The organism is Streptomyces sp. CA189 (genome assembly GCF_056428985.1).
In genome coordinates this window covers 98604-110774 of record NZ_JBWJVM010000018.1, presented here as the reverse complement: position 1 = coordinate 110774, position 12171 = coordinate 98604, and the positions used below count along the sequence as shown (strand labels likewise).

The window sequence follows — 12171 nt, the reverse complement described above, 5'->3', positions numbered from 1 at the left end:
CTCGGCCCTGACCCGGTCCTCAAGCGCCGGACGGGCTGGAGGGGTGCCGGGCTGCGCCCGGACCCCTCGGGGCTCCGCCCCAGACCCCGGTCCTCAAACGCCGGACGGCTGAAAGGCCCTGGTCCTCGGGCGCCGGACGGCTGAAAGGCCCCGGTCCTCGGGCGGCGGACGGCTGTTCGGGGTCAGAGGTGGGGCGGGGTGGATGCCGCTGTGATCAGGGCTGACATGACGCGGGTGTCCTTGTGCAGTTCCGGGTGCCATTGGACGCCCAGGGTCCAGGGGGCGGGGGCGGGGAGTTCGATGGACTCCACCGTGCCGTCGGCGGTGTGGGAGGAGGCGATCAGGCCCCGGCCCAGGCGGTCGACGGCCTGGTGGTGGTAGGTCGGGACTTCTGACTCCTCCGGGACCAGCGCCGCGTACAGCGTGCCGGGGACCGGGCGGACCGGATGCCAGGAGACCACGCCCGGGCTCGCCACGTGGCCGTCGATGTGCTGGATCAGGGTGCCGCCCAGGGCCACGTTCAGCGCCTGCATGCCGCGGCAGATGCCGAGCAGGGGGGTGCCGGAGGCCAGCGCGGCGGAGATCAGGGAGAGCTCCCACGCGTCGCGCTGGGCGGCCGCGGGTCCGGTACGGGGATCCCGCGGGGCGCCGTACCGGACCGGGTTCACGTCCGGGCCGCCCGCGACGACCAGGCCGTCCAGCCGGCGGAGCACCTCCGCCGCCGCCTCCGGTTCGTCCGGCGGGAGCAGGACGGCGGTGCCGCCCGAGGCCTGGACGAGCTCGTAGTACCCGGTGGGGATGAGGGCGGTCGGGACGTCCCACACCCCGTAGCGGGTGGATTGCTCGACGTAGGTGGTGATGCCGATGAGCGGCCTGGGCACGGGGGATACCTCCGGAGGACGGCGGGCGGGGATCAGTCGCGGGAGAGCTCGGCCTCGGCTTCCGCCAGCGCCGCGAACTCCTCCTCCGGCGCGGAGGCGACCAGGCGGTGCCGACTGTAGAACGCGAAGTAGGCGAGGGCGACGGCGTACACGGCCAGGGCGATGAATGCCGCGTCCTTGTCCACCAGGAAGGTGGCGACCAGGGCGGAGAGTGCGAGGACGAAGGCCACCGTGGAGGTCGCGATGCCTCCCGGGGTGCGGTACGGGCGCTCCAGGCCGGGCTCGCGGCGCCGGAGCACGATGTGGGAGAGGGCCATGAGGGCGTACGAGATGGTCGCGCCGAAGACCGCCATGTTCAGCATGCGCGGGCCGTTGCCGGTGGCGGCGGCCAGGGCGAAGCCGATGGCGCCGGGGATGAGCAGGCCCAGGTACGGGGCCTTGCGCTTCGAGGTCAGGGAGAGGAAGCGGGGCAGGTAGCCCGCCCGGGAGAGGGCGAACAGCTGGCGGGAGCCGGCGTAGATGAGGGAGAAGAAGGAGGCCACCAGGCCGGCCAGGCCCGCGTAGTTGACGAAGGTCTTCAGCCAGGAGAGGCCGGGGTCGCCCTCCAGGGCGACGACCAGCGGGTTGCCCGCGTCCTTGAGGGCGTCGGCGCCGCGCGCACCGGTCGAGGCGAGGAAGGTGACCAGGGCGAGCAGCACCAGGATGCCCATGGAGATCGACAGGGCGCGCGGTACGGAGCGGACCGGGTCCTTGGCCTCCTCGGCGGCCAGCGGCACGCCCTCGACGCCGAGGAAGAACCACATGCCGAAGGGGAAGGCGGCCCAGATCCCGAGGATGCCCAGCGGCAGCCAGGAGCTCGCGCCGGCGGCGGTGGTGTCGACCGCGATGTTGTCGAGGTTGGAGGGGTCGAACTGGGTGAACGCGCCGACGGCGAAGACGACCAGTGCGATCACGGCGATGGCGGTGACGACGAGCGAGAAGCTCAGGGCCTCGCCCACGCCCCACAGGTGGATGCCGATGAAGACGACGAAGCAGGCGAGGTAGACCGGCCAGCCCGAGGTGAGGCCGAAGAGGTTGAGGGACTCCACGTAGTCGCCGATGAAGATGGCGATGGCGGCCGGGGCGAGGATGTACTCGATGAGGATCGCGGTGCCGGTGAGGAAGCCGCCCCAGGTGCCGAGCGCCCGGCGGGCGAACCCGTAGCCGCCGCCGGCGGTGGGCAGGATCGCCGACAGTTCGGCGAGGGAGTAGACGAGGCAGGCGTACATCACGCCCATCAGGACGGTGGCGATGGCGAGGCCGCCGAAACCGCCCTGGGCGAGGCCGATGTTCCAGCCGGAGAAATCGCCGGAGACCACGTACGCGACGCCGAGACCGGTCAGCAGCAGCCAGCCGGCGCTGCCGCGGCGCAGGGTGCGGCGCTCCAGGTAACCGTCGGTGCCGTTCTCGGGCGACTGGGTGGGTTCGGGCACGGCTGCCAGCCGTGCGCCGGTGTCGTCGGCCATGTGCGCTCCTGCCTAGGGCAATGGTTGTGGGGCGTACCTTTGCCGCTCGGGCGTGGCGGGCGCAAGACCCCTGCGTTAAACAGGGGTTACGAATGCCTCTCGGTCCGGATCGGCCGGATCGGTCCGGATCGATCTGGATCGGTTCGGATCAGGTCAGGAAGCCCCGCAGCAGCGCCGCCGTGCCGCAGCAGTGCTCGCGCATCACCTCGCGCGCCGCCTCCGGGTCCCGCTCCAGCACCGCCTCCACCAGCGTGCTGTGCTGCTGCTGCGAGTGCTCCAGGTTGCGCACCAGCAGCGGGATGCAGTCCAGCAGGTCGTTCACGGTGGCCCGGACCGCCGCGTACTGGGCCGTCAGGGTGGCGGATCCGGCGAGTTCGCACAGCGTGAGGTGGAAGAGGGTGTCCTGGCGGCGGTAGTCGGGCAGCGGGGCGTCGTGGGTGGCGGTCAGCGCGCCGAGCAGCCGGTCGGTGTCCCGCTCCGACAGCCCCTGGGAGGCGCACAGGCCGGCCGCCCCCACCTCCAGGACCTCGCGGAAGCGCAGCACGTCCTCGATGTCCACGCCCGCGACCCGGCGCCGCAGCTCCTCCTCGGTGCCCCCGGCCGGCGTGTCGGGGCGGGACAGCACAAACGTTCCGCCGTACCGTCCGCGCCGGGCCTCCACCAGGCCCTGGTCCTGGAGTACCTTCAGCACCTCGCGGAGCGTCACCCGGCTGATCCCCATCCGCTCGGCCAACTCGCGCTCCGGCGGCAGTCGTTCCCCGCCCGGTACCAGTCCGAGCCGGACCACCTGGAGGATCTGCTCCAGCGCCTCCTCGAAACCGTTGCCCGCCCGCACCTGTCGCAGTACGGGATTGAGCCGGGCGACCGCGTCGCCTTCGCTCGCCGTATCGGTCATGTGGGCTCCTCCCCTTCCCAAGCAATGGTTCTATTCAATACCTTAGGCCCTCTCGGCTCACCGAAGGAGAGAATCCCGTGGTAGACCGCAAGCCGCCGCTTTCGCCCGAGGAGCTCCGTGCTCTCGTCGCCAGCGGTGAAATCGACACAGTGGTCCTGGGCTTCCCCGACATGCAGGGGCGCCTCCAGGGCAAGCGGTTCGCCGCACAGTTCTTCCTCGACGAGGTCCTCCAGCACGGCACCGAGGGCTGCAACTACCTCCTCGCCGTCGACACGGAGATGAACACCGTCGACGGGTACGAGATGTCCTCCTGGGACCGGGGCTACGGCGACTTCGCCATGCACCCCGACCTCGCCACCCTGCGCCGGATCCCCTGGAACCCGGGCAGCGCCTTCCTCCTCGCCGACCTCGCCTGGAACGACGGCTCGCCCGTGGTCGCCGCGCCCCGGCAGATCCTGCGCCGCCAGCTCGAACGCCTCGGCGAACACGGCTACACCGCGATGGTGGGCACCGAGCTGGAGTTCATGGTCTTCCTCGACACCTACGAGCAGGCCTGGAACTCCGACTACCGCGGCCTGACCCCCGCCAACCAGTACAACACCGACTACTCCCTCCTCGGGACCGGTCGCGTCGAACCCCTGCTGCGCCGCATCCGCAACGAGATGCAGGCCGCAGGCCTGGTCGTGGAGTCGGCCAAGGGCGAGTGCAACCTCGGCCAGCACGAGATCGTCTTCCGCTACGACGAGGCGCTGACCACCTGTGACCAGCACTCCGTCTACAAGACGGGGGCCAAGGAGATCGCCGCCCAGGAGGGCGTCTCGCTCACCTTCATGGCCAAGTTCGACGAGCGCGAGGGCAACTCCTGTCACATCCACCTCTCGCTCAACGATGCCGACGGACGCAGCGCGATGGCCGGTGAGGGCCCGGACGCGGACGGCCACAGCGGTATGTCACCCGTGATGCGCCACTTCCTGGCCGGCCAGCTCGCCGCACTGCGCGACTTCTCCCTTCTTTACGCTCCCAACATCAACTCCTACAAGCGTTTCCGGCCGGGATCCTTCGCGCCGACCGCCGTCGCCTGGGGCGTGGACAACCGGACCTGCGCGCTCCGGGTGGTCGGCCACGGCCCCTCCATGCGCTTCGAGAACCGGCTGCCCGGCGGCGACGTCAACCCGTACCTCGCCGTCGCCGGCCTGGTCGCAGCCGGGATCTACGGCATCGAGAACCGCCTGGAGCTGCCCGAGCCCTGCGCCGGCAACGCCTACACCGCCGACTTCGCGCACGTCCCCACCACCTTGCGCGAGGCAGCCGAGCTCTGGGAGAACAGCGAGATCGCCAAGGCCGCCTTCGGCACCGAGGTCGTCGCCCACTACCGGAACATGGCCCGCGTCGAGCTGGACGCGTACGACTCCGCCGTGACCGACTGGGAACTGCGCCGCTCCTTCGAACGCCTCTAGGGAGTCTTGGGCCGGAGCCGTCCCGGCACCGGCCGCCCTGCAGCCCTGCCGCACCGCATTACCGGACCCACCGCACCCACCGCACCCGAACGTCTGAAAGGCCACCACGTGTCCGATGCGCTGGAAGTCTTGAATCCGGCCACCGAGGAACTCGTCGCCGTCGTCCCGGCCGCCACACGGGACGACGTCGACGCCGCCGTCGCACGGGCCACCGCCGCCCAGCGGGCCTGGGCGGCGGCCGCGCCCGCCGACCGGGCCAGGCTGCTGCGCCGCTTCGCCGCCGTCGTCGACGGGCACACCGAGGAGCTGGCGCTGCTGGAGGTCCGGGAGGCGGGCCACACCATCGGCAACGCCCGCTGGGAGGCCGGCAACGTCCGTGACGTGCTCGACTTCGCCGCCGGGGGAGTGGAACGGCTCTCCGGCCGCCAGATCCCCGTCGCCGGAGGCCTCGACGTCACGTTCCTCGAACCCCTCGGCGTCATCGGCGTGATCGCGCCGTGGAACTTCCCCATGCCGATCGCCGCCTGGGGCCTGGCCCCGGCGCTGGCCGCCGGCAACGCGGTCATCCTCAAACCCGCCGAGACCACCCCGCTCACCGCGCTGCGCCTCGCCGAGCTCGCCCTGGAGGCCGGACTCCCCGAGCACCTGTTCCAGGTGCTGCCCGGCCGGGGCGAGGTCGCCGGCGACGCCCTCGTCGAGCACCCGGGGGTGGCCAAGATCGTGTTCACCGGCTCCACCCGGATCGGCAAGCGGATCATGGCCAAGTGCGCCGACCGGGTGAAGCGCCTCACCCTCGAACTCGGCGGCAAGAACCCCAACATCGTCTTCGCCGACGCGGACCTGGAGGCGGCGGCGGCCTCGGCCCCCATGTCCTTCCTGGACAACACCGGACAGGACTGCTGCGCCCGCACGCGGATCCTCGTACAGCGCTCCGCGTACGACCGGTTCATGGAGCTGCTCGCCCCCGCCGTCGAGAAGGTGGTCGTCGGAGACCCGTACGACGAGAACACGCAGATGGGGCCGCTGATCTCGCGGGTCCAACTGGACCGCGTACGGTCCTACGTCACCGATGACCTCGACGTCGTCCGGGGCACCGCCCCCGAAGGCCCCGGCTTCTGGTACCCCCCGACCCTCGTCACCGGCGTCGACCCCACCGCCGCCGTGGCCACCGAGGAGGTCTTCGGACCGGTCGCCGTCGTCCTGCCCTTCGAGGACGAGGAGGACGCCGTACGCCTGGCCAACGCCACCGACTACGGCCTCGCCGGCTCCCTGTGGACCCGCGACGTGGGCCGCGCGCTGCGCGTCTCGCGCGCCGTCGCCGCGGGCAACCTGTCGGTCAACTCCCACAGCAGCGTCCGCTACTGGACCCCCTTCGGCGGCTACAAGCAGTCCGGACTCGGGCGCGAGCTCGGACCCGACTCCCTCACCGCTTTCACCGAGACCAAGAACGTCTTCATCAGCACGGAGGCCTGAAGAACATGAGCATCGAGCCCACCGAAGAGATCGTCTGCCGCCGCCTGGTCGGCCGTACCGCCGTCATCACCGGAGCCGGCAGCGGCATCGGCCTCGCCACCGCCCGCCGGCTCGCCTCCGAAGGCGCCAACGTCGTCTGCGGGGACATCGACGAGACCGCGGGCAAGGCCGCCGCCGAGGAGGTCGGCGGCACCTTCGTCAAGGTCGACGTCACCAGCCCGGAGGAGGTCGAGGCCCTGTTCAAGACCGCCTTCGACACCTACGGCTCCGTGGACATCGCCTTCAACAACGCCGGCATCTCGCCCCCGGACGACGACTCGATCCTCACCACGGGCCTGGAGGCCTGGAAGCGGGTCCAGGACGTCAACCTCACCTCCGTCTACCTCTGCTGCAAGGCCGCCCTGCCCTACATGCAGCGCCAGGGCCGGGGCTCCATCATCAACACCGCCTCCTTCGTGGCCCGGATGGGCGCCGCCACCTCGCAGATCTCCTACACCGCCTCCAAGGGCGGCGTGCTCGCCATGTCCCGCGAGCTCGGCGTGCAGTTCGCCCGCGAGGGCATCCGCGTCAACGCGCTCTGCCCGGGGCCCGTCAACACCCCGCTCCTGCAGGAGCTGTTCGCGAAGGACCCGGAGCGCGCCGCCCGCCGGATCGTGCACATCCCGCTGGGCCGGTTCGCCGAGCCCACCGAGATCGCCGCCGCCGTCGCCTTCCTCGCGAGCGACGACTCCTCCTTCATCAACGCCACCGACTTCCTGGTCGACGGCGGCATCTCCGGCGCGTACGTCACCCCCCTGTAGACCCCCCGGCAGGCACCGGCAGGCCGCGCGGCCGTCCGGCGCCGAGGGTCACCCGGACCGCACCTCCCCGACAGCCGGGCGTCGCAAGACGCCCGGCTGTCGTGCTCCACCGTCCGCGACGATCTTGTGGAAGAACCAGGAGAACCCACCTCAGTGACCCGATTCAGTTCCGTACGGCGGCTCCAGGCCGTCGGCGCCGCCGTCGCGATAGCCGCCGGCACCCTCGTCGCCGCCGCACCCGCCGCCCAGGCGGCCCGCGCCCACTGCACCACCCCGCAGCTCAGGGCCGACGGGGCCCCCTGGTACGCAGACAACCAGGCCCGGCTCCAGCAGCTCATCGACGACTACGGGACGTGCAACCCGTACCGGCCGAACCGCAACAAGCCCGTCGCGGTCTTCGACTGGGACAACACCGTCGTCAAGAACGACGTGGGCGACGCCCAGATGTTCTGGCTGCTGCGCAACGGCAAGATCCGCCAGCCCGCCGCGGGCGACTGGAGCAGCACCAGCCGGTACCTCACCCCGGCCGCCGCCCAGGCCCTGGCCCAGGCCTGCGGCGCCCTCGCGAAGCCCGGCGCCCCGCTGCCCACCGGCACTCCCGAGGGCGCCGGCTGCGCCGACGAGATCAACGCCGTCTACGGCACCGCCGCCACCCGGGCGGCCGCCCCCGCCTTCGCCGGCTGGGACCGCCGTACGTTCGAGCCCGCCTACGCCTGGCTGCCGCAGCTCATGCAGGGCTGGACCGCCCGCGAGATCCGCGGCTTCACGGCCGCCGCGCGGGCCGAGAACCTGGCCGCCCCGGTCGACGCCCAGCAGCGGGTCGGCACCACCACCGCCACCGGCTGGGTGCGCTACTACGACCAGCAGAAGGAGCTCATCAGCGGCCTGCAGAAGGCCGGCTTCGACGTCTGGATCAGCTCCGCCTCGCCGCAGCCGGTCGTCGAGGTGTGGGCCGAGGGCGTGGGCATCGACGCCGGGCACGTCATCGGCATCCGCAACACCACCACGTACGGCGGGAAGTTCACCTCCCGCCTGCAGGGCTGCGGCTCCGTCGCGGACGGCGCCGACACGATGATCACGTACATCGACGGCAAGCGCTGCTGGATCAACAAGGAGATCTTCGGAGTCCGCGGCGCCGCGGCGGAGAAGGTCCAGCCGGCCGCCCGCCGCCAGGTGTTCGCGGCGGGCGACTCCGACACCGACATCTCGTTCCTGCGGGACGCGACCGTGCTGCGGCTGGTCGTGAACCGCAACAAGAACGAGCTGATGTGCCGCGCCTACGACAACAGCGACGGCAAGTGGATCGTGAACCCGATGTTCATCCAGCCCAAGAAGCAGAAGGCCGCGCCGTACCCGTGCGCGACCACCGGCTTCACCGGCCGCGACGGCACCCCGGGGCCCGTCCTGCGGGGTGACGCCAGCGTCATCCCGGACCAGACGGACTCCGTGTTCTAGGCGGACTTTCAGCGGGCCCTAGGTCGTCTCTTTCGGATCTTGCCGGTCAGGCCCGCGTCGTCCGGTGCCGTGCCTCGCCGCGCTGCCGGGGCTTCCGCGTACTGGACGTACTCGGGTGCCCCGGCAGTGCGGCGAGGTGCGGTGCCGGGCGGCGCGGGCCAGGCAAGATCCGAAAGAGACGGCCTAGAGGAAGGTGCGGCCCTCGCCCCGGTAGGTCGGGGCGGTGGCCGTCACCCGGTCGCCCTGGACCAGGTGCAACGTGTCGAAGCGCTCGCACAGTTCACCGGCCTTCGCGTGCCGGAACCAGACCCGGTCGCCGATCAGCAGATCGTCGGCCGGGCTGCCGAGCAGCGGGGTCTGCACCTCGCCGGCCCCCTCCTGAGGGTCGTAGCGCAGGCCCTCGGGGAGGTACGGGACCGGCAGCCGGTCCGCGCCGGGCGCGCCGGAGGCCGGGTACCCGCCGCCGAGCACCGTGACCACCCCGACCCCGGGCCGCCGGACCACCGGCTGGGCGAAGAGGGCCGCCGGGCGGCCGCTGAACGAGGTGTAGTTGTCGAACAGCCGCGGTACGTACAGCCCCGACCCGGCGGCGATCTCCGTGACCGCGTCCTCGGCGGCGGTCTGCTGGACGCTTCCGGTGCCGCCGCCGTTGACGAACTCCAGGTCCGGGACCACCGCGCGCACGGCCCGTACGGCCTCGGCCCGGCGGGCCGCCAGCTCCTTGCGGGCCGCGCCCTGCATCAGCCGGATGGCGCGCGACCTCAGCGGACGCCCCGCGAGCGCGTCGCCGACCCCGGCCACGTGGCCCTCGTAGCCCATCAGCCCGACCACCCGGAAGCCCGGCCGGGCGCTCACCGCGCGGGCCAGCTCGGCCAGCTGGGCGGGCTCGCGCAGCGGGGAGCGGCGGGCGCCGACGCGCACCCTGCCGCCGAAGAGCTGCAGGGCGGTGTCCAGTTCCAGGCAGACCCGGATCTCCTGGCCGCCGCCGTCGCGGGCCCGGTCCACGAGCTCCAGTTGCGCGGGGTCGTCGACCATCACGGTGACCGCGCCGGCCAGCTTCGGATCGGCGGCGAGCTCGGCGAAGCCGGCCCGGTCGGCGGACGGGTAGGCGAGGAGCACGTCCTCGAAGCCCGAGCGGGCCAGCCAGATCGACTCGGCGAGGGTGTAGGACATGATCCCGGCGAACCCGGGCCGCGCGAGGACCCGTTCGAGCAGCGCACGGCACCGTACGGACTTGCTCGCCACCCGGACCGGCTTCCCGCCGGCGCGACGCACGAGGTCGTCGGCGTTCGCGTCGAACGCGTCCAGATCCACGAGGGCGAGCGGAGCGTCGAGATGGGCGGTGGCCCGGTCGTAACGGGCCCGGTCGGCGGCGGGGGAGTTCATGGGCGGCAGCCTGCCAGATGGGTGTACTCGTGGGTAGGGGGTTCATGGGGCCACGGGACGCCCGGCCAGGTCAGAGGCCGGGGAGGGTCCCGCGGTCACATCTCGGTCTCCAGCGCCGGATGCCCTCTTCGGTTGTCGAGACGACAGTTCGCACGTGTTTGCCGTCGCTCCTTCCCGGCCGACGTTTCAGGCGCTGACGGGCGCGTAAAGTGGGGGCAGGCAGCCGACGGGAACGGGGGGCTGAGCCGCCGGATGAGTACGTCCACACCGCACGGCGGGGTCCTGACCGCGCCCGACCGGGATTCTGTGCCGCCACGACGGCGCCCGGGAACGGTCCTCGCCGCCGCCCTGTGCGGCCTCCTCGGCCTCGGTCTCACCGGTACGGCCGGCTACAAGGCCGTCTCCGACCACCAGGCCGCGCACCGGCCGCTGTCCGCCGACGCCGCCTACCGCAAGGCCGCGTCCCTCTGGCACAGCACCCCCGTCGACACCCTGTTCCCGCCCGTCCTGGACGGGCAGGGCGCCGGGCCGGGCGGTGCCGACCGCACGTGGACCCGGATCACGCCCGCCGCCGACGCCGACTGCTCCGACGCGCTCGCCGCCGACTGGCAGACCCTGTTCTCCGAGACCGGGTGCACCCGCGTGCTCCGCGCCACCTACACCGACGCCACCCGCAGCTCCCTGGTCACCGTCGGCATGGTCTTCACCCCGGCCGAGGCCGCCGCCATGGACGCCCTGCGCAGCCGGCGGCTGCCCGCCCCGACCGGCTACGGGTTCCCCGACAACCGCCGCGCCGCGTGGATCGCCACCGTGCTCGCCGAGGCCCCGGTCGTCGTCTACACCGTCTCCGCCTTCGCCGACGGCCGCCGCCTCGGTGCCCCCAGCCCCGCCGAGGACAAGATGGCCGAGGACGCCAGGGGACGCGTGGCCAAGGCGGGCCTCGGCTACGAGGCCAAGGCCGTCGCCGACCTGATGGAAGGCACCCTGCGCAGCCTCGCGACCGCCCCGCGGGCCAAGCCGGGCCGGCCGGACCCGCGGACCTCGCCGGCCGCACGGGATCCGCAGGCGTCACCGGCCCCGCGGACTTCGCCGGCCCCGACGGCGACCCCGGAGGCTTCCCGATGACCCGCCGCGCCCTGTTCCCGGCGGCCCTCGCCCTCGGAGCCCTGTTCGTCGTCACCGCCGCGCCGCCGGCCGCCGCCGACGCCATCCGCGACCGCCAGTGGGGGCTGACGGCCCTGCGCGCCGAAGAGGCCTGGGGCACCACCCGGGGCGACGGGGTCACCGTGGCCGTCCTCGACACCGGGGTGGACCCGACCCACCCCGACCTGGCCGGCCAGGTCCTGGAGGGCGTCGACCTCGTCGGCATCGGAGCCAAGCGCGGCGACCGCGCCTGGGCCCGCCACGGCACCGCCATGGCCGGGATCATCGCCGGTCACGGCCACGGCTCCCTCGGCCTCAAGGGAGTCCTCGGCATCGCCCCCCAGGCGAAGATCCTCCCGGTCCGGGTGATCCTGGAAGAGGGCGACCCCGGCCGGGACAAGGCCCGCGACAACAAGGGCGGCGCCCTCGCCGAGGGCATCCGCTGGGCCGCCGACCACGGAGCCGACGTGATCAACCTCTCGCTCGGCGACGACAGCAGCTCCGCGCACCACGAGGCCGCCGAGGACGAGGCCGTCCAGTACGCCCTCGGCAAGGGCGCCGTCGTCGTCGCCTCCGCGGGCAACGGCGGCAAGGAGGGGGACCGCATCTCGTACCCGGCCGCCTACCCCGGGGTCATCGCCGTCACGGCCGTCGACCGCAAGAACAAGAAGGCGTCCTTCTCCACCCGCAACTGGTACGCCACCGTCAGCGCCCCGGGCGTCGGCGTGGTCATCGCCGACCCCGACCGCTCCTACTACGAGGGCTGGGGCACCAGCGCCGCCTCCGCCTTCGTCTCCGGCGCCGTCGCCCTGGTCAGGGCCGCCCACCCCGACCTGTCCCCGGCGCAGATCAAGAACCTGCTGGAGGACACCGCCTCGGGCTCCCCGCCCGGCGGCCGCGACGACTCCCGCGGCTTCGGCCTGGTGGACCCGGTCGCCGCCCTCCAGGCCGCCGACGGGCTGGCCCCCGAACCGGTGCTGCCCTCACCCGTCGCGGCCGGGAGCCCCTACTTCGGCGCCGGCCCCGACCCGGTACGCGACCCCGGGTTCTGGGCCCGCTTCGGAGCCCCGGCGGGCGTTGCCGCGGGGCTGGCGCTGCTCGCGGCGTCCGGCGTACTGGCCCGGCGGCACCGGGCCGGACGGCGGGATCCCGGCGCGGGATAGGCTCGGGGAACTG

At 72.8% G+C, this 12171-nt stretch carries 10 protein-coding genes; 6 read left to right on the top strand and 4 right to left on the bottom strand.

Features of this window, described 5'->3' with window-relative positions; translation table 11 throughout:
* Positions 1-182: 182 nt before the first annotated feature.
* The 3 genes from AC061S_RS17245 to AC061S_RS17235 all read right to left on the bottom strand — a co-directional run bounded on the left by AC061S_RS17245 (position 183) and on the right by AC061S_RS17235 (position 3281).
* Positions 183-881: a gamma-glutamyl-gamma-aminobutyrate hydrolase family protein gene (locus tag AC061S_RS17245; RefSeq protein ID WP_478686821.1), complete on the bottom strand. Its 699-nt coding sequence runs from the start codon at positions 879-881 to the stop codon at positions 183-185.
* Positions 882-913: 32 nt separating this feature from the next.
* Positions 914-2386 (bottom strand): ethanolamine permease, encoded by a 1473-nt coding sequence (gene eat, locus AC061S_RS17240; protein ID WP_478686820.1) that lies wholly within the window; start codon positions 2384-2386, stop codon positions 914-916.
* Between the two features lie 148 nt (positions 2387-2534).
* Positions 2535-3281, bottom strand: a complete 747-nt coding sequence (locus AC061S_RS17235; RefSeq protein WP_478686819.1) for a FadR/GntR family transcriptional regulator — start codon at positions 3279-3281, stop codon at positions 2535-2537.
* A 77-nt stretch (positions 3282-3358) separates the two neighbouring features.
* Between AC061S_RS17235 and AC061S_RS17230 the strand changes: the two genes are divergently transcribed.
* From AC061S_RS17230 to AC061S_RS17215, 4 genes are all read left to right on the top strand, one after another.
* On the top strand, positions 3359-4738 hold the full coding sequence (locus AC061S_RS17230) for a glutamine synthetase family protein (protein ID WP_478686818.1): 1380 nt from the start codon (positions 3359-3361) through the stop codon (positions 4736-4738).
* 108 nt (positions 4739-4846) lie between these two features.
* A complete protein-coding gene (locus AC061S_RS17225; RefSeq protein WP_478686817.1) occupies positions 4847-6211 on the top strand; it encodes an aldehyde dehydrogenase family protein in 1365 nt (454 codons plus the stop codon).
* Between the two features lie 5 nt (positions 6212-6216).
* On the top strand, positions 6217-7011 hold the full coding sequence (locus AC061S_RS17220) for a 3-oxoacyl-ACP reductase (protein WP_243334068.1): 795 nt from the start codon (positions 6217-6219) through the stop codon (positions 7009-7011).
* A 153-nt stretch (positions 7012-7164) separates the two neighbouring features.
* The gene (locus AC061S_RS17215) at positions 7165-8466 is read left to right on the top strand and encodes a haloacid dehalogenase-like hydrolase (RefSeq protein ID WP_478686816.1); all 1302 of its coding nucleotides are present in this window, start codon (positions 7165-7167) and stop codon (positions 8464-8466) included.
* Between the two features lie 183 nt (positions 8467-8649).
* Here AC061S_RS17215 and AC061S_RS17210 read toward each other — a convergent pair whose 3' ends face one another.
* Positions 8650-9852 (bottom strand): amino acid deaminase/aldolase, encoded by a 1203-nt coding sequence (locus AC061S_RS17210; RefSeq protein WP_478686815.1) that lies wholly within the window; start codon positions 9850-9852, stop codon positions 8650-8652.
* Between the two features lie 252 nt (positions 9853-10104).
* Between AC061S_RS17210 and AC061S_RS17205 the strand changes: the two genes are divergently transcribed.
* Positions 10105-10977, top strand: a complete 873-nt coding sequence (locus AC061S_RS17205) for a hypothetical protein (RefSeq protein ID WP_478686814.1) — start codon at positions 10105-10107, stop codon at positions 10975-10977.
* Positions 10974-12158 (top strand): type VII secretion-associated serine protease mycosin, encoded by a 1185-nt coding sequence (gene mycP, locus AC061S_RS17200; RefSeq protein ID WP_478686813.1) that lies wholly within the window; start codon positions 10974-10976, stop codon positions 12156-12158. Before AC061S_RS17205 ends, mycP begins: the two co-directional genes overlap by 4 nt.
* The last annotated feature ends 13 nt before the right edge of the window (positions 12159-12171 follow it).

Coding starts and splice junctions, on each gene's coding strand:
- eat (WP_478686820.1), bottom strand. CDS start 2,386: ATGGCCGACGACACCGGCGCACGGCTGGCAGCCGTGCCCGAACCCACC.
- AC061S_RS17235 (WP_478686819.1), bottom strand. CDS start 3,281: ATGACCGATACGGCGAGCGAAGGCGACGCGGTCGCCCGGCTCAATCCC.
- AC061S_RS17220 (WP_243334068.1), top strand. CDS start 6,217: ATGAGCATCGAGCCCACCGAAGAGATCGTCTGCCGCCGCCTGGTCGGC.
- AC061S_RS17210 (WP_478686815.1), bottom strand. CDS start 9,852: ATGAACTCCCCCGCCGCCGACCGGGCCCGTTACGACCGGGCCACCGCC.
- AC061S_RS17205 (WP_478686814.1), top strand. CDS start 10,105: ATGAGTACGTCCACACCGCACGGCGGGGTCCTGACCGCGCCCGACCGG.
- mycP (WP_478686813.1), top strand. CDS start 10,974: ATGACCCGCCGCGCCCTGTTCCCGGCGGCCCTCGCCCTCGGAGCCCTG.